The organism is Spirosoma utsteinense (genome assembly GCF_014282275.1).
GTDB classification, from domain to species: Bacteria; Bacteroidota; Bacteroidia; order Cytophagales; family Spirosomataceae; genus Spirosoma; species Spirosoma utsteinense.
The window spans coordinates 1-17,785 of record NZ_VFIA01000050.1; the positions used below are offsets into that span (position 1 = coordinate 1).

At 44.7% G+C, this 17,785-nt stretch carries 14 protein-coding genes; 1 reads left to right on the forward strand and 13 read right to left on the reverse strand.

Annotation, left to right across the window (positions count from 1 at the left end; translation table 11 throughout):
- Nucleotides 1-485: 485 nt before the first annotated feature.
- The 11 genes from FH603_RS24460 to FH603_RS24510 all read right to left on the reverse strand — a co-directional run bounded on the left by FH603_RS24460 (nt 486) and on the right by FH603_RS24510 (nt 15,189).
- A complete protein-coding gene (locus FH603_RS24460; protein ID WP_186741208.1) occupies nt 486-1,358 on the reverse strand; it encodes a glycosyltransferase family 2 protein in 873 nt (290 codons plus the stop codon).
- A gap of 217 nt (nt 1,359-1,575) precedes the next feature.
- Entirely contained in the window at nt 1,576-2,139 is a 564-nt protein-coding gene (locus FH603_RS24465; RefSeq protein ID WP_186741210.1) for a DapH/DapD/GlmU-related protein, read from the reverse strand.
- Nucleotides 2,136-3,272 (reverse strand): glycosyltransferase family 4 protein, encoded by a 1,137-nt coding sequence (locus FH603_RS29150; RefSeq protein ID WP_186741212.1) that lies wholly within the window; start codon nt 3,270-3,272, stop codon nt 2,136-2,138. The genes FH603_RS24465 and FH603_RS29150 overlap by 4 nt, the downstream gene beginning before the upstream one ends.
- Nucleotides 3,273-3,320: 48 nt before the next feature.
- Nucleotides 3,321-4,562 carry a glycosyltransferase gene (locus tag FH603_RS24475; RefSeq protein ID WP_186741214.1) on the reverse strand — a complete coding sequence of 414 codons (1,242 nt, stop codon included), beginning with the start codon at nt 4,560-4,562 and terminating at the stop codon, nt 3,321-3,323.
- Nucleotides 4,563-4,573: 11 nt separating this feature from the next.
- The gene (locus FH603_RS24480) at nt 4,574-5,632 is read right to left on the reverse strand and encodes an acyltransferase family protein (RefSeq protein WP_186741216.1); all 1,059 of its coding nucleotides are present in this window, start codon (nt 5,630-5,632) and stop codon (nt 4,574-4,576) included.
- Nucleotides 5,610-6,794 (reverse strand): glycosyltransferase family 4 protein, encoded by a 1,185-nt coding sequence (locus FH603_RS24485; protein WP_186741218.1) that lies wholly within the window; start codon nt 6,792-6,794, stop codon nt 5,610-5,612. The genes FH603_RS24480 and FH603_RS24485 overlap by 23 nt, the downstream gene beginning before the upstream one ends.
- 10 nt (nt 6,795-6,804) lie before the next feature.
- Nucleotides 6,805-7,866, reverse strand: a complete 1,062-nt coding sequence (locus tag FH603_RS24490; protein ID WP_186741220.1) for a CgeB family protein — start codon at nt 7,864-7,866, stop codon at nt 6,805-6,807.
- A gap of 26 nt (nt 7,867-7,892) precedes the next feature.
- Nucleotides 7,893-9,575 (reverse strand): hypothetical protein, encoded by a 1,683-nt coding sequence (locus FH603_RS24495; protein WP_186741222.1) that lies wholly within the window; start codon nt 9,573-9,575, stop codon nt 7,893-7,895.
- A gap of 106 nt (nt 9,576-9,681) precedes the next feature.
- Nucleotides 9,682-10,836, reverse strand: coding sequence for a glycosyltransferase family 4 protein (locus FH603_RS24500; protein ID WP_186741224.1), 1,155 nt, complete (start codon nt 10,834-10,836; stop codon nt 9,682-9,684).
- Nucleotides 10,837-10,866: 30 nt separating this feature from the next.
- Nucleotides 10,867-12,405 carry a lipopolysaccharide biosynthesis protein gene (locus tag FH603_RS24505; RefSeq protein ID WP_186741227.1) on the reverse strand — a complete coding sequence of 513 codons (1,539 nt, stop codon included), beginning with the start codon at nt 12,403-12,405 and terminating at the stop codon, nt 10,867-10,869.
- A 438-nt stretch (nt 12,406-12,843) separates the two neighbouring features.
- Nucleotides 12,844-15,189: a GumC family protein gene (locus FH603_RS24510; RefSeq protein WP_186741229.1), complete on the reverse strand. Its 2,346-nt coding sequence runs from the start codon at nt 15,187-15,189 to the stop codon at nt 12,844-12,846.
- An 821-nt stretch (nt 15,190-16,010) separates the two neighbouring features.
- Between FH603_RS24510 and FH603_RS24515 the strand changes: the two genes are divergently transcribed.
- Entirely contained in the window at nt 16,011-16,514 is a 504-nt protein-coding gene (locus tag FH603_RS24515; protein ID WP_235985584.1) for a helix-turn-helix domain-containing protein, read from the forward strand.
- Here the strand turns inward: FH603_RS24515 and FH603_RS28700 are convergent.
- Together FH603_RS28700 and FH603_RS28705 are read right to left on the reverse strand one after the other, a co-directional pair.
- Nucleotides 16,501-16,812 carry a transposase gene (locus FH603_RS28700; protein WP_317171323.1) on the reverse strand — a complete coding sequence of 104 codons (312 nt, stop codon included), beginning with the start codon at nt 16,810-16,812 and terminating at the stop codon, nt 16,501-16,503. The genes FH603_RS24515 and FH603_RS28700 overlap by 14 nt on opposite strands.
- A gap of 57 nt (nt 16,813-16,869) precedes the next feature.
- Nucleotides 16,870-17,427, reverse strand: coding sequence for an IS110 family transposase (locus tag FH603_RS28705; RefSeq protein WP_342355226.1), 558 nt, complete (start codon nt 17,425-17,427; stop codon nt 16,870-16,872).
- Between the last annotated feature and the right edge of the window lie 358 nt (nt 17,428-17,785).

A 17,785-nucleotide genomic window follows, 5' to 3' on the forward strand; every position in this document is an offset into this window, starting at 1 on the left:
AGCGTTGATGGTCTAAACCGGTGGCCGACCGCCATTGGCGGTCAGTTTTTAAAGCCTTAATTGAGAGATTCATAAAGCAAAATTATGCCATTGCAACAAGTCTAGTACTGACAATCTACTTGTTAAGCAGAAATCAAGTTCGCTTATACTGGTATGCTATTAGGCTGGGGCCTCTGCTCACAAACGTTTTGAGGATACAGCGTAATGACAGTACCGGCATTTCGGGCGGTAGAAAGGTTAATTAATGATGTTGAGTCGCAGGCAGAGCAATCAGGTATCTTTTGGCTGACGGATTCTTCAACGGTATTTCGTGCTCTGGAAAAGTATGGTCATAATTAAGGGATAAAACGCATTTAAGGCTAATTCAATCATATTTACCTCGTATAGCAGTAGGCTTATACGAAATCCGCACGTATTACGCAAAAGCCAATCTATTATCTGATCGATATAAATAAGGATACGTATTGAGGCTGATAGCTACTCCATTAGGATACCACTTCTGATTGTTTGGCTATCGGCTTGGCGGCTAACTTCTCCTCATTTTTCATTTCTTGAATTTTAAGATACATCTGGGTTAGATAGCCCATCTTAAGAATAGCGAACGTAAATCCACGTGTGCCGTCCCGAAAACCACCCATCAGAAAAAAACTACCAAAAAAGTAAGCTACTCCAATAAAAGGTGTTCCCATCAGGCCATACTTTATACGCTGCATCCATGTCCAAGAGCTTTTTGTATTATCAGATGCCTTCAAAAAACGAGCCGCTTCCCAGCTCGAATACTCGTTATGTTTGCTCACGTAATAGGAAATACCCCGCAAGTCCTGATGGTCAATTTTACTTCGGATAGTACCTACTTTACCATCGAGAACAGGATGTTCGTGAACTTCCATATCGCAATTGCTCCAACGGTCTTCATCTATTCGTTCATACTCACCAGCCGTAACCTGAAAAAGTGCCAGCTTGTGAAGGAAATAACCACCCCGTAGTTCTTTCCCCATAAAATAAATACTATATCGAAGCCAGTAACCTACTTTGTCTTCGTTCGCGTTAAGTGTATTTCGCAATTCGGCTTTAAAGTCTTCCGTCAGCGATTCGTCTGCATCAAGAAACAAGACCCATTTGGTTTTGGGTCGGTGGTTTCTTAGAAACCAGTTTCGCTTTTTTGGAAATTGGCCGTTCCAGTCAAAATCTATTACATCAGCGCCCCAATTAGTTGCAATTTCACGGGTTCTGTCCGTACTACCGGAGTCTATGACAACAATATGTTGAGCCAGGTCATGACCAATTGCCGTAAGACAATTCAGTAAATTTTTTTCTTCATTTCGAACGGGAATGGCAATCGTTAAGTCCAGCGTCATCCTAATAGTTGTTTGCAAGATGATTAATATAAATAATTCAAGTTGTATATATTAGAAACTGTCAGTTCATTTTTTTAGCCTGACTAACCGCTTATTCCAAGCTAATTTAAATGATATTTAGCAGGTAAGCGATTGATTTTTTTATCCGGGATACCTGCTTTGTTGCACCAGTTACTTCAGCTGTTGGTAGTGAGTAGCCAGTACTATGGCCCCTTATTTATGCAAATGTCGAAACGTGGCGTGTACTTATCACGCGTGCAGGGTTCCCGACGGCAACTTTAAAGGGAGCAACATCTTTCGTTACAATACTACAGGAGCCAATAACCGCATAATCGCCAATGGTAACGCCCGGCATAATAAATGCTCGGGCACCAACGAACACATAGGCACCAATGGAAATTGGCGCGGTGAGTAAATTCATTTCAGGCCGGTCGAAAGCATGGGTTCCCGTGCAGATATAAGCCTCCTGAGCAATGGTGGCGTGCGCATGAATCTCAATTAATCCCAACGAATAGGCATTGGCCCGGTCGCCGAGGCAAGCGCGGTCATGCAGGGTTAAATTCCAGGGAATCTGAATACGGGCACGTTGATGAACAAAAGGTTTCCCATATATTTTGGCACCGAACAACCGTAGCCAGGCTACGCGCCAGGCATTGGCTGGTTTAGGAGTCCACGAGCATAGTAAAAGCCACGCATACTCCCACAGAACCATTTTTATACGCTGATTAGCAGTCCAGGGGCTTACATAAGGGCTGGCCTGAGCATGAACATTTACATTCATAAAACGATAGGTTTATTCAGGTTTCGTTTACTCACAACATGGTCAAACGCATCGATGAACTGCGATGCGATGTACGAGACGGAGTGACTTTGACGAACGTTGAGCGCCTGTTCGGCCAATTTGTGCCGCAGGTTGGCATTTGTTTGTAGCTCGTCGATTGCTTTCCTGAGCTGCGCAACGGCATCGTTACTACGGTGATCGAACACTAATCCGTTGGTTCCATGATGGATGAAATCACGGAAACAGGCCAGGTCGGACACCACCGGTACGCATCCCCAGGCCATGGCTTCCAGCGGAGCGAGTCCAAAGGTTTCGCCTTGTTCGGCAACAGAGGGATACACAAATATGGACGCTTCAGCATAATACTCGTTCAATAGGTTCATGTCGAAGACCGGACCGGTAAATTCTACATTAGCGTCGCCGGCCAGTTGTTTGAGCGACTCCAGGTAAGATGGCCCTCCCCCACCAGTACTTACGTCCGATGGCCCAACGATGCGGAGATTCCAGCTCGAATTCAGGGTTTTGAATGCTTTTATCAGTAGTTCCAGTCCTTTTTCGGGATGAAGCCGGCCAACATAAAGCAACACCCGCTTTTTCTCATGGATATGAACCGGGGGTAACCCCTGGAATGGGAGCGGGTTGGGAATAATTACCATGCGCCGGTGCTGATTAAGAGGCAGTTCCCGCCGGATCGCATCGGCAACCGGGCCGGAGTTTACCCGTAGGAGCGGTGCTTGTTTATACAGCCACATCTGGCCCTTGGGGAGCCGCTCAACACTCACGCATACTTTTTTGCGAAGCGGTCCACTCACAAAAAGTGGCGACCAGAATGTGTTGGTAATCACAATGTCAGTGTCTTCCGGTATCTCTTTTACCGCCCGAACAGAATAAAGCAGATCCCGCCATTTCAATCTGACAATGGAAGAGGGAGTATCGTAGCCGGTAATACGCACATAGCTGACACCATGTGATTTCTCTTTGTTCGGTAAATCGGGGTGAGAGCACCCAATATGCACGACCTCGTGACCCAGGGCTGCAAACTCCTGCCCCAGTTTATACCAGATTTTTTCGACGGCTCCTCCCAGAACCGGAGGAACCGGCAAAAAGGCGCCCTGTATGATTGAGATTTTCACCGATTCTATTTTCTAAATATTGGTAAAGAGGTGTACCTCTACAGTCACTTATGCTATGGCAAGTAAAAGGTTTTTTGTCGCTGGTTCAACGGCGAAATACGTTCGGTAGGCTTTCCGGGTTTGCTGTTCGATTGCTCGCTTCTGCTCATCCGACAATCGCAACCAGCCTTCCAGCATTTGTTCCGTTCCTTCCGGCGAGTCGGCTGCAACAAGGCCACCCCCCGCTGTTCCAATTTCCCGCCAGATATTGACCTGATCCGAAATTAGTACGGGTTTGCCGCAGGACAGCGCTTCTACTACTGCAATGCCAAAATTCTCTTGGTGGCTCGGCAATATGAAAGCCTCGCATCCATAAAACGCCCCCCATTTTGCATCGTCGGTGAGCATGCCGGGGAACGAGATAAGCGCTGCCAGATCCTGCTGCTGCGCAACCTGCTGCTGCATTTTCTGGCCATAGGGCGTTTCCAGGCCGGGGCCCGCAATAACCAGCTTTGGCAAATTCATTTTTTCAGGGCCAACTGTACCACTTTCTCCGGCATACACTTCAGACTCCAGTGCTGAATAACTTTTGAGTAGCTGGCTGTAGGTATCAATCAGGAGATCGACGCCCTTTTTTTCATGAATGCGGCTGAGGAACAGAACGTAAGGCGCATCGGTCACATCCGGGCACTTTTTCAGGAACGATTCCCGCATAGCAGGCGTGTAAACCGGAGGCTCGTCGACACCGAGTCCAACTACGGCCTCATTTTTCGGTTTATACGGGCGAAACGGTTCGCGGGCAAGCAGTTGTTCGGCTTCGCAGGTGAACAGCAATCCATCGGCATCGGCAATGATATTACGTTCGATCAGCTTCCAATAGGCCCAGTTGCGTAATGCTTTTATTTTCCGGGTCGACGCTTTTTGAAACCACGGATCGAGCATACCGTGGGGCATTACGAAGAACTTTGGCTGTTTTCCTTTGCTTTGTTTGTTTCTGACAATTTTCATAGCCCGGCGAAGGGCGTAGCCCGGATAAAGCCACAATCCGTGGAGAATGATGACGTCGAAACGAGCGGCATTGTCAACGAGCCACGAAATGAGTTTGCTGTTATAGCCCCACTGGCCATTTCTTGGTCCGAGGGCATGAATGGTAAACGGATCTGTCTTGATAAAGGGCGCGTCAGGCGCGTCTACACTGACCACCTCGTTATGAACTCCTTCGTTAGTTAACCCATTTATCATTGTTCGTACCGCCTGAGACACACCACCCGTTTCAGGGTCAATTTCAGCAGCTACGTGTAGAATTCGCATAGATTTCGTTTTTATTCTCCCAGAAATAGTTGCTTACATACTGGAATCTTTCTAATAATTAAAGTTAACGCTGCTGCCAACAGAAAAATCAACGTGACTTCCAGTAGTTTCACCACAAAGTTGTATTCGAGATTAGCGTTATGTGTCACTTTTAAAATAAATTCAAAGGCTTCTAAAAAAAGTATATGACTTAAATAGATTCCAAATGAAGTTGATGCAAGAATGGATAACCAGTTTGGCAAAGTATAGGTAGTAGTGCAAAGCGTTAAAAGCAATAGTCCGATGCCACCAATAGGCAGAATTAACGGGTAATTTAATACAGAAAGAGTGTGTCCACAATAATTCAGGTAAACTGCTGACACAATCAGCACGATTCCCGTGATTATGTATTCTGGTCGAAATGTAAGGGTATGTATTCTCGGTGAAAGCCAGAAGGCTGAACCAATGAAAGCGGCTATTCCAATAACTTGACCTGTGGCAGAAACGCCAAAGCAGTCATTGTAATCGCCCCAGGCTAAATATCCCAGCGCTACGATAAGGATTATTGTACCCAATGTCCGTTTCGTAGAATTGGGAGTAACGATCAGATAAATTGCGAGTGTTATTGATTGCAACAGGATTAAAGTTGGTAAGAAATATAATTGTACTGCACTTTCACCGTAAAATAGGACTCGCCAAAAGATAATTCCAGAGTCTCCTCCCAATAGTAGTCTTTTAGCTAAAAGCAGGCCTACATAAACTACAGTCCAGGCAAGATATGGTAGTAAAATTCTTCGCCATGTTTTTGCAATAATATCAGGTATTGATGCTTGCTTAAGGCCGGAAACGAAATAGGTTAGTGATATCGCATAAAAGAAGGGAACACACAAAGGCCAAAACAAAATATTAAAACCCTCAGCCGCAGAAGTGCTGAAAGGGACATGTAAAGCAATAACCCCATAAGCAGCAAAAAGCCGGGCTAAGTCTACTGTGACATTTCTTTTACCAACACTTGAAACTTTCTCTTTTTCGATGGAGAAGGCAGCGTTTATTGGTACGTCTCGATAGCTATTGAACGGTATTAAGGCCATCTTCTTTTGCAATTTTTTGGTATAACTGTTCAAATCGATCCAGTGTCTTTTCGGGATTAAATCGTTCAGAATTTTCAAGCCCACACGCAACGACCATTTTATGCTTTTCCGGTGAAAGGTTGAGTATCGTTTTTACAACCCGTGCCGCTTCATTGGCCCAGTCGTTAACGCTGGCGGGGTTGTTTGGCCGACGTGGAATCAGGAAGCCAGCCTTACCGGCCACTTCGGTCATAGGCGCTTCGTTCGTTGTAATAACCGGGCATCCAGACGCCATCGCTTCGGCAATGGGCCAGCCAAAACCTTCGGCCAGGGACGGGAACAGAAAAACAGAAGCGCCAACGTAGGCCAAACGAACGTACTCGTCGTCGACACCGCTTAAAAAGTGGATGTCTGCTTTGAAAGTTGATGCGGCCTGCTTCGTTAGTAATGGTGCGTCCGGTGCTTCACCGATCATTAAAAGGGGTAGATTCTGTTGATCGGTTGATCGCCAGGCTTCATATATTTCCAGCACACCCAGCCGATTTTTATACCATATATTACCCCCCACGTGCAGCAGATAGCCCGCCGACAGGTCAATGCCAAACTTCTTGCTCAGTACCGTTCGGGCCGCGCCGGGATCGGAGGGGGTAAACGGCTGGTTCAGACCATTATACACAACCTCCCACGTGAGTGGAGGAGCGGGAAGCATTCGGGAAAGATCATCTTTCGTCTTCTGGGAGATAGGAATAAACCGCTTTCCCTTCGAATAGCCCCGGCGAATATAGGCCTGATAATTTCGGCCTGTCCAACTGGTTGGGTTCTCCGGAATTTCGCCCAGTGCCGAGCGTTGCGCCAGAAAATCGTGGCAATGGATGACGTGCGGTCGGTTGGCTACAATGGGTAGATAGGGCCCCAATGCATTGTCTGTAAGCACAAAAAGGGTATCCGACGAGCAATTTTTTAACCGGGCCCGCACCTCGCAGGGAAACACGATGTATTGATCGATGTAGGCCAGCCATTTCCGCATCACCGGCAGAGAAGGAAGTTGCAGCACCCGGGCCTGCGGAGACCAGAGTTCTACGGTATGCCCGCGCTGCTTCATCCCCTCGGTCAGCATCCGCGCAAAGCGTTGCATGCTTTGCTGGTTCAGAAAAGTTGGATGAGCGAAAAATACAATGTTCATACGCTGCTGATTAGTAGTCGATCACGACGCTGCTTTTCAGCACTTCGTCAAGAATTTTGCGGCATATATCCTCGTTGCCCACGCGCAGAGACTCTACCTTCTGTTTGCCAGCCAAACGAATGCCCTCGCGGACTGAGTCGTTGGACAGCAACTCTTTGCAGACTTCGGCGCATTCCTGCGCGTTCGACCAGAAAACGGCTTCAACTCCTTCTTCATAGAGTTCCTGATGCTCGGATGTACGTTCGGCACACAACAGGCCCCCGGCAAAAGGGACTTCGAGCGACCGCTGGGTGTGCAAATCCCGGTTTCCTTTCGACAAAAAGCCGAGACAAACCTTAGCGCCCTGAATAGCGGCCACATAGTCACGCCCTCCTAAAGCACCCCCACGATACACTGACTGCAAACTTTTCCAGTGCGGGGATTTTGCCCAGCGGTCGCCCCAAATACTGACCGGCAAACCCTGGTTGATAAGCTCCAGAATAAACTCGTCCCGGCGTTCGTGGCGCATCCAGGTGCCAATGAACGCCACATCCGACTTGAACGAGGCAGGAATAGCAGCGTCAGTTTCGAACGGATAGTGCGCTACTTCGTCGTAGCTGCGGAATACCTGCATGACTTGTTTGGCCCCTAGCTTACGGCATTCTTCTTCCGTTTCTCTTCGGACCACAACCACCAGATCGTAGAGGGAAATGGCATTGACCAGCGAATCGAACCGGCGTCCATCTCTTTTTCCGGTTGGGTCGTCGACGTTGTATAACAGTACCGGGCAGCCCAGACTTTTCAGGTATTTTATGCAGGCGGGACCGAACAACTCGCCACTATCTACCCAAACGAGGTCTGGCTTAGGTTGGGCAGCACTAATTTTTTTCACCCAACGAATCACCTGATTTTGCAACAGCCGGTAGCCCGTCCGGTAGTGAAGCGCCTGAAACCATTTGGACTCCAACTGTCCGGCAGCTGCATGCGAAGGATTGTGACTGGAAACAGCATGGCCAAGTCGAGCGAGTGCGTTTGCACGGTGGGTTGAAGTAGAGCCTGGACTGTTGTCACCGAAATAGAGTATATTAACCATTGGGGTGATTGATTTAGTAGTGAGATTCACCTTGTTTGATCCAAGCGGGTGAGCGGAGCTTTTTGTAGTCTCACAGAGGTTAAAATGGTTACGATAGCGCTTATTGGTCGGGTAAGATGATAGATGAACGCATAAAGGAAAATTTTCTGAACCCAGCCCCGCAGTAAAAAGGCCGCTATTCCTTCTACACTTTCCATGGGGAAAAATTGAAATATGGATGTGAGGCTAAGGAGTCCGCAAAAACTAAATTGTAGTATCAAATCACTATTCCCGTTTTTATCGAGAGTCGTCTTTTTTACGAATAAAATATCGTATAACATATAAATAGGCAGCATGCCGAGACCCAATATAAGCAGGTACCACCAGCCAAAAGCGGCCATACCCGTACCCGCAAAATGGCCGGTCCGGAAAACGCCGAGAGACCACGGGTCGGCACTTACTTTATAATACAGGTAATCACCAAACGATACCGTGTTTACTGACTCCTTGTCAACATTTACGTTCAGAAAGTCCAGGACAGGAACAGGTAGAGAGGATAAGAAATGGTCTATAGTAAATTTATATATATCCGCGTTCTCACTGCCGAGTTGGGAAGCTAGAAGAAGGCTGGCATCGTTGTATTTTAAATTACAGAATCTAGCCAGAAAGATATTGTCCATATACTCTTCGTCCCAGTGCTCACCTTTACTGTTGTTATCCAACTGAAACGCTTTAAGTGCATCCTTCTGAGTATATGCGTCCAGTGTTAATGCAATTAATTCCATCCTTGGCGTATCGGAACGAAAGCTGCGAACCATCACCATAGCGGTACCTATATCGGCAATAGGCCCGATAAATAACCACACAGTTAAAAAGCCGATCACGATATTTTTAAATGTAAACAAACGTGTTTTTAGTGTCTCCAGCAAGAGGCCTAGACCAAAGGCAAATCCTACGGAAGTAAATCCTAGCATAAAGGCGCCACGGCTATTGGTGCCCATGCTTACCACGAAAAGAAGAATAGTAAAGGCAATTAGCTGTAGTGATAACTTTGCTTTTGGAGGATCGCTTTTACCGTACAACTTACCAAAAGGAATAAAAAATGGAGCATACGTAAATGGTATCAGCGCTTCGACAAGCTTATCTCCTCCACCCGATACTTTGTGGCCTACAGACGGTGAGTAAAAGTGAACATAAAACATGGCTACCAATCCAATAAAGCCCATTAGCCATACTTGCAAGTCAGTAGGCACATTAAATATTCCCGCACTGCTTAATAGTTTGGATGGCTTCAATGATAGCCCTATTTGTTTAGCGAAGGTCCAGTATGTAGTATGAGTTATTATCAGGACCAGAAGAGCCAGTATTGAGTGAAGAAAAACTTCTTCGGGCAATTGTAAATTATAGATAAGCGCCTTTCCCTCAAGGAGAGTAAAAACCAGTGGGAAGTAAAACTGAGTAAATACAAACCCAATAATTAAAAAAGTGGAAAGCGGAAAGTTTTTTAACAGTAACGGGCGAAGAAGAATGGTTGTGGTTAATACCCACGCGGCTATGACACAGCCTACTGCAATAAGGTTGTTAAAGCTGTAAAATAAAATGCTCTGTAGCAGAGCGGCAACAACAAGTATGACCCAGGACCAGAATACAAATTGAGAAAGAAATCCGGTATCCGGTCGTTTAAAAAGCCTGGTTGTTTCAAGATGAGCAGGGCCTAATTGTATATTCATTTCATCAGGATAGTTAATTCTTATATACTATGATTTGCATAAACACTTTAGCTCCAATTTTTTGCCTGATAGATCAATTACGATCAAGTAAGAAATAGCATATAAATTAGAGCATAGTTGTCAGCACATTTGCAAATGTATTTCCATAGGTATCCCAGCCTTTCAGGGCTGCTACTCTGCTGATGGCCGCTTCTGATAGCTGACTTTGCAAAACAGGGTCGTCAGCCAATTGCTGAAGGCGTTCACAAATATGTTTGGGTGATCGAATGGGTACGATAAAGCCTTCAACCCCATCCGTAAATAGATCTTCAGCGCCCGTATTGCTGCTTGCAATTACCGGACAGCCACAGGCGAGTGCTTCACCCTGTACCATGCCAAACCCGTCTTCAATACTTGGAAGCACGAATACGTGCGCTGTGCTGTAAATACGGGGCAGGTCCTGATTGGGAACTGAACCCATGAAAGTGATTCCTGTCAAATCCTTCGAGGATATCAATGATTTCATTTCCACTTCTACCTCTCCAACCACAATCAGTTCTTTTTGTGGATGTTTGAGCGCCCGAAAAGCTTCGTATAAATCGAGGAATCCTTTTCGTATTCCTACCGAGCCTACCCAGAGCACGGTGAACTTATCTTTAGGTTGATCAGCCACTTTATGAAAGCGATCTAACCGGGCCCCATATACTACTTTAGACAGTTTGTGGGCGGGTACACCCATCTCAATAAACGATTTTCTGACAAACTCTGAAGGAACTGTAATTAGATCGGCCTGTTCATATTCCGCTTCTTCCTTTGCTATAATACGCGGGTCTATACCCTCAAAGACAAGGCCCCAGCGTTTGTATTCTTCCCGAAGAAGCTGATCTTGAAACCGTATATGGGACGACCCGCGATCACACACATACCGGCCACCATTACGCTGGGCTGACATGCCGGCATGCAGACCGGTTCCTGAAAGGGCTATCAGCGTGGTTGGATGCTTGAGATGAGAGGCTACATAACGATCTAATGTTTCCTGAGCCCACCAACGCCATTCCCGGTTTAGCCACATCCAGTGGGCCATTCCATACCGGCCACGGGCCATATAAGGAGAATGCAACCATGGAAATGTACAGATTTTATCCGCTGGAATTCCCTGCTCATCACGCAATTTATAGCGCAAATAACCTGTCCATATACAATCCAACAGATTATGCTTTTCCATTTGCCGAGCAAGGTGAAAATGGTGAAATCGACCAATAGAAATTTGGGTAACGGTCATAGAATTAGTAGAACACGTAAAGTCCTTTGTTTAAGCTGGAAATAGTTTGTTCACACCTGGCAAATGGCTTAACACTTTTCTGGCCTGCTGAGTGGCCAGCAAGGGTAATAGCTTCCAGTAGTGCCAGGCATTCCAAATAAACAATAACATCGATACCGCCAATACGATCCATCTTAGATTGGGTAAAAGAATCATTACTGCCATAATTGCTCCTGAAACAATAACAGAGGTGACCACGATCAAGAATGACCGCATTGGCCAGACCAAACCGTTCTGTTGCAACCATCGTTTGGCAACAATTACGTAGCCTACAGTTGTAAAAATCTCCGCAGTCAATAAGGAAACTCCACCACCCAATATGCCAATGTGGGGTACCAAAATATAGATACAAACAACCACCGTAGTAGCGCCCACTAGAGAAATAAATAATTGAGGCTTAAGCAAATTATTGCCGATCACAACGGTTGTTGCTGGCTGTACTACAGCATAAACAAGCACACTTAGCGACAGGGTGGCAAATAACCAGGGATCGAAGGGGACTTTTCCTCGTGTCCAAGCAATATAAAACGGCTCGACAAATGCTTGGAGCACGACTACCGCGGGAGCCATTATAGCAACAATAATAATCCAGACCGTTCCAAATGCAGATTCACTTCGTGCCTGGTCGCGCTGATGTAGAAAACGCATCAAATCTGGCATTAAGGGATTGGTAATTGAATTCAATCCCTGTAAAGCAACGTTCGCACCCGTCCGCATTGTGGTAAAGGCAACTAGGCCGACAACGCCAGTCAATGGGGCTAGTACAAGACGTACGCCTTGTTGCCGTAAACTTTCAAGTATTATCTTTCCAAACACGGCTAGAGAACGACCAAAATTTTTAATTCCTATTTGCCATGAAGGTGTACTAAACTCAATTTCTTCTCGGCGAAGCAGGCGGAATAGGTCAATGTACAAGGGAATATACAAGACAATTGAAATAATGTTTGATATGATACCGGTCATAAGCAAGTCTGTGCCAAAAACGACTAAGACAGCGGGAATTAGGGCGTTTGTAAACGCGTATCCACAGTTCCACCATGCCATTCGCGGGTAATACCCAAAGGGGGCTAACGCCCTGAATAGCAAGCCGGTGATACTCGTACAAATGAGCCAGCCAACTCCTTGCAATAATAATACAATACTAACGTCATGTATTGATTTTGAATCCAGTGAATCTGCTTTTCCAAGGACCAGAGGCACAACGTTCGTTAGAATAAACACAATGATCAGCGCAATTTGCAGCAGGCTTATACCCATACCAATACTGATGCCAGACCAGAGATACTTGCTTAATTTTGAGCGGTCTTCTCGACCAATGCGCATAAATTCGTAGCCTAAAAACTCCTGGTGTCCAGTATCCAACGTAAACAGAATCCCCACCAAAGCCTGAATAGCAATCCATAATCCATACGTTTCAATGCTCCAATGGGTAAGATACAAGGGTACTAAAATAACCTGAGAGACTACGTTTACACCGATGCGCACCCAAGAAGCTGCACTCCCAGAAATCAATCGCGATGCTGTCGACATACTACTTCTTTAAATTTTGTAGCCATTCTCCGGAGCGTTACCTATTATTAGAACGATCTGGGAATCTCTTATTATGAGTAAAATGTTGACTTATTGCCGAACTGAATATCAATTAAAAGTTAAGTACCGTTGGACAAAAATAGGATTTCCGGTATGTGTAGACGATTAAGAACTTTTTTCTTAAACCCTCTTGACTATAAATTTTCCGACGGGTAGATAAAATCTATTTTCTACTTGAATTTAATTTTTTTTATCTAAAAAAACAGGGCCAAACCAAGTACATGTATTATTCATCTTTAGTTTATACAAAAAAATTCATCTTTGTTGATTTTAACTTTCTAAGACTCCAAATACATACTTGATTCAGAGCAACTGACCAACTCATGATATATCTGAAAGATTACTGATAATGATCTTTCAGGTATATCGTGAACGTATTTATATTGGTCTTTTACCACTGAACAGCCATTTTTTTCTGCTTTCCTGGCTGCCATAGGCATATTCTTTATTGTATCCGCTATAGTGATATGAGTCAGTGCCGTCAACTGCGTTCAGTATAATATTTAACCGGGGAAAACGCTGCTCCTGGTAAAGTTTATCAATCATTTTGAGGTGATTTTTAGGCGTCAAATCATGACGAACCATGAAGAAAGTAGCGTCCGTTAAAGGTGCAATTAATCGAGCGTCTGATACAAGTCCAACTGGAGGAGTATCGATTATAATATAATCGAACCGCTCGCGTAGCTCCTCAATCAATTGCTTCAATTTGGGGCTGCTCAATAGCTCAGATGGATTTTTTGGTAACGATCCACTTGGTATTACGTAATAATTGGGGGCACCTGGAATGGGTGTCAATACCTCATCGACAGTGGCCTCTCCCTGCAAATATTCGCTGACCCCGTTCGTATTTTCGAGATTAAATATTTTGTGCAGCTTAGGCATCCGCAAATCCATGTCTATGATAACCGTTGGTTTATCTACATAAGCCAGACTCATGCCTAAATTAGTCGATACGAATGACTTACCTTCTCCGCTAATACTGGAGGTGAATAAGATGACCTGACCTTCTGTTCCTTCGTTACGTAGTAATGGCAGGCAAGCCCGCAGTGTCCGGATCTGTTCCGCAATGACAGATTGGTTGTTAGGCGATATGACGAGTGGTCCTGGATGCCGTTTTTTCACCAGTTCACCCAAGATTGGTATGTGCGTAACTTGTTCTACATCAACCCGACGTGTCACCCGATTATTCAAGGCATCGCTGCCAGCTATCGCAGCAACAGGTAATACCAACCCTAGCAGACCGAATAGCGCGTAGATAATCGTTTTTGCCGGTCTGATTGGTTTGTCATCACTCAGGGCAAAATCAATTGTTCTGGTATTGCCAATGGCTGAAGCGAAAGCCACTGCCGTTTCTTCACGTTTTTGAAGAAGATAAGTGTACAAACTGTTTTTGATTGCCTGCTGCCGAGTGATATCCATCAGCATCCGCTCTTTCAGGGGTATCGAACGAATAGCTCCCTCTACTTCGCCGTTCTTGGCAGTATATTGTTGCCGAGTACTGAGCAGCATATTCTTCATTGTCAGAATATTGCCCGCCATATTGTTTTCAGCCGTTTCGATCTGACTGTTGATAGTCTCTAGCATCGGGTTTTGCTCCGAGGTGGTTCGGGCCAATTGATCTCGTTGCTGTTCCAGCGTGGTTAGGTTAGTGATAAGACCGAGAAGAACAGGATCGTTCAAGCCAACAACAGCCGGTGGTGTGTTACCTCGTTTTTCCGATTTGTTTTCAACGTATTTCTGTAGGTCATTGAGCGCGGCCAGTTGAACATTCACCTGAATCAGCGATGCATCGTTTTGTTGCACTGTTTCTAAAAACGACTGCGCCTGAACGCTTAGATCTGTAATGCCCTCGTGAGATTTGTATGACTGGACTTTTCTTTCCACCGACGATAGTTCACCAGAAACAATGTTGAGCCGATCTTCTATAAATTTGAGTGTGTTGGCGGCAACTTTGTTTTTGTCCATGATGGCTGCCTGATCATACTCCTTAATAAGTTGATTTATAACAGCTTCGCCTTTTGAAGGAACGCCATCTTCAAGTGAGATAAGAATAACCGTTGATCCTTTTCCAGTAGGGATCACATGCAGATTGCTCAAGTAGCTTTTGGCAGCAGAGGTCTGTTTCGACGCCTGTACTATCATTTTTTTGATCCCAGTAGCTGCTTTGCTTCTGCTTACGATTTTAAGGCGGCCATAGGGAGTATCGATACTTTGATCGATCGGATAAACGTGTTCGTTAATAATTACAGTATTATCGCCGGGTAAATCAATTTCCAGTGGGTTCTTATACAGAGCCGATATTGGCTGCTCAACGACTAGTTCAATTGGAGAATCTTCATAAAGCTCCCGTTTAGTAAATGTAGTGGTTTCGTAGTAGCGCACATTTAAATGGAGCTTTTCAACCACGCGGTTCATTAAGGTGAACGATCGTAAAATTTCTATCTCATTTTCAACCACCTGTTTAGGCGTGAATACCCCTAATTCTTTAAGCGCACTATTCTGTTCGCTCCCTTTTTGTTGATCCTGAACCAACAAACTGGCCTGAATTTGATAAATAGGCTGTTTATCAAGTAAATAAATAAAAGCACCTGCCAGCATGAAGCCTACGGAAACTATAAACCACGGCCACCTCTTTATATACCTTGACATTAAGTTACGAAGATTTAAGCCCTCCGATTCAACTACCTGGTGTGTTGTATAGGAGTAATTTGATTCATTAGTCATGTCAAATAGAGTTAAATTTGAAATGTCAGTATCTGACAAAGCGTTGATTAAAAAAGAATTTTATCGTTAAAAATGAGTCATTAACAATTAGGTCAGACTCCTCCTCAATGTAGTTGAGTAACTAATTGTACAAATTGTAGCATTCGTAACGACTAAATTCAACCGGTCATCCTAATTAGACTGTTATAATCAACAAATGCCTACTGATAAATAAAACCAATATACATGCCTTTACAGGGGCAAAGTTATTGGTGTTATACTGATCATATGTTAAATATGACTACCAATTTTGAATAAAACTGTAAATGGCATATGAACTACAACAAACCCGTTGTAAAATTACAATAATTGCTTTCCATCCTAAACCAATACTGAGTTTTCACAGTATACTGACTTATAAAAGTCGGGTTACACACCAGAATAACTTTAGAAAGGTGCGAAGCATTTTGAGATTATACAATTTACATGCATACTAGATAATGTATATGCAAAGAACTAACACGTTATTTTTGCGAGAAAATGGTAAACTATTTTATACATAGGTTAATGCTTTTGGACGTAAGTAAATATGACACTTGAAATAATGTAATGAACAATATAATTATACTCATTAAAGTCCGATTGATAAATTATTATATAAACTTGCTAATAGGGTGTAGGGAGATTTTATTTGTCACCAAAAATACTATCGTGTTTATAAAGCATCGTGGGTCGGTAAGCGTGTTTTTTTTGTAATTGAAATTGATTTATACTGGAGAAACTTCAAACAAACGTGTTATTGATCCGTGAGTAAGTCTGTCATGTAAGCTGCTTTTTCGGCTATGGCAACCTACAAGCAATCCGATTACGAAGCGCTAAGACGACGCTGTGTTGAACTGAGCCAGGCCGGTTGGCAGCAGTTAGCGATCGCTCAGGCGTTTGGATTAACCCAACCCTGGGTGAGCCGAACCCTAAAGAAATACCGTGAGCAAGGTGCAACGGCCCTGCAGGAAGGTAAACGAACAGGAGCCCCAACCCGTTTATCGGTCGAACAGCTCAGCCAACTCGTGATCGAACTCAAAAAGGGTGCTGAGTATCATGGTTTTAGCGGAGCTGTCTGGACTCGTCCCCGGGTCAATGAAGTGGTTAAAAAGATCTTTGGCGTCAGTTATGATCCTTCCCAAATAGGTCGAATCCTAAAGAAGGTCGGCTGGAACCGACAGAATCGGAGCGATTTCTATGATTCAAGCAACTACGGGGAAATAAAAATCTTTATACTTTTCTTTCCTCTGTACGCAGTCAAACACGCGATGAATCAACTTGTTACAGACGTTATTGATGACTAACCGCATCGGCGGTCCGAATCTGATTCTTACCTTCACCCGTCTTACGAACATAATAGGCTTTTATCTCCTGAGAATGCTGAATAGCTGACATAGCTCCAGTATGCAGAAGAGCTTTCAAGTCCTTGTTGGCTTTATTGCTGGTTCTGGCTTTACCCTTGTACTGACCTGACGAATACGTAAAGGGCACGACCCCGGCATGGCAAGCCAATTTTTTCGGGTCACTGATGCTCTTAAACTCATTAGTAACGATTAGCAGTTCGGTAGCGATAGCTGGCCCAATGCCTTTGACGGATTGCACATACCCATACAGCTCCTTTAAATAAGGGTCTTTTTCTATGGTATCAGTAATGTCTGCCTAGATCTGTTTGATGTCTTTGGTAAGGGCATCCAACGTCTTTTGACAAGATTTTTTAGCTTCGTTATGCACTTTCCTAGAGATGAACCCGTCTGAATCTGTCAAAGGGGATTGAAGCATTTTACGAACTTTGACCAGGCGACTGCGAGTGCTTGTCAACCGATCCAATGGTTGAATGACCTCTCGCTTGGGTGTCCATAGCCGAACTTCGTCGCGATTTTTGTAGGCGTACAAAGCAATTCGTTGAGCATCAACCTTGTCATTCTTGCCACGAATCATGCCCAGGCTTTCTTTAATGTGGATAGGGTGCTCTACCCAAATGCTAGCTTTATTTATTTGCAACAAACTGAGGATGTGGTTGTTATATATTCCAGTATGCTCCATACAATACAGGTTATTATCAAAATTAGCCTCTGGGCATTGTTGCCTTAAGCGTTTAACAAAGCTTTCGATGCCTTTCTTATCATTCGACGATTGGTAATGAAATAACAACTTATTAGCGACGACAACGGCCCAGTCCAGGCCGGGCGGCCGGTGCCGTGGCTTTGGAGATGTCAATACAGACGAAAAACGTGAAATTTTCCATACTTATGAATACATTGATGGTAGTATTTAAGCCAGTATCCTGTCGTACACTCAATACCTTGCTCATGGGTCATTAGCCCGAATTTCTATGGCTCGGGCCACCCCGTTGAGTCTTGTACTTCAGTAAGCCAGTGGGGTCCTAAATCGCTCCATGAGTCACTAACTCAGCCGAAGACGGTAGGGCAACCCCACTGGAACTGGTTTACCCTCATTTTGAGAGCTTTCCAAGGTAGAATATTCTTGGAATATTTACAGGGGACAAATCTAAAGGCCGAAGCGACCACAGCGGAAAGCCAGTCAGCAAAACCCTCAGGCTGTAGCTCAATGGGGG

Bases quoted from the DNA above. Each gene is read 5' to 3' on its own strand.
- FH603_RS24500 (WP_186741224.1), bottom strand. From the start codon at position 10,836: ATGACCGTTACCCAAATTTCTATTGGTCGATTTCACCATTTTCACCTT.
- FH603_RS24495 (WP_186741222.1), bottom strand. From the start codon at position 9,575: ATGAATATACAATTAGGCCCTGCTCATCTTGAAACAACCAGGCTTTTT.
- FH603_RS24490 (WP_186741220.1), bottom strand. From the start codon at position 7,866: ATGGTTAATATACTCTATTTCGGTGACAACAGTCCAGGCTCTACTTCA.
- FH603_RS24510 (WP_186741229.1), bottom strand. From the start codon at position 15,189: ATGACTAATGAATCAAATTACTCCTATACAACACACCAGGTAGTTGAA.
- FH603_RS24505 (WP_186741227.1), bottom strand. From the start codon at position 12,405: ATGTCGACAGCATCGCGATTGATTTCTGGGAGTGCAGCTTCTTGGGTG.
- FH603_RS24480 (WP_186741216.1), bottom strand. From the start codon at position 5,632: ATGGCCTTAATACCGTTCAATAGCTATCGAGACGTACCAATAAACGCT.
- FH603_RS24465 (WP_186741210.1), bottom strand. From the start codon at position 2,139: ATGAATGTAAATGTTCATGCTCAGGCCAGCCCTTATGTAAGCCCCTGG.
- FH603_RS24515 (WP_235985584.1), top strand. From the start codon at position 16,011: ATGGCAACCTACAAGCAATCCGATTACGAAGCGCTAAGACGACGCTGT.
- FH603_RS24460 (WP_186741208.1), bottom strand. From the start codon at position 1,358: ATGACGCTGGACTTAACGATTGCCATTCCCGTTCGAAATGAAGAAAAA.
- FH603_RS24485 (WP_186741218.1), bottom strand. From the start codon at position 6,794: ATGAACATTGTATTTTTCGCTCATCCAACTTTTCTGAACCAGCAAAGC.
- FH603_RS24475 (WP_186741214.1), bottom strand. From the start codon at position 4,562: ATGCGAATTCTACACGTAGCTGCTGAAATTGACCCTGAAACGGGTGGT.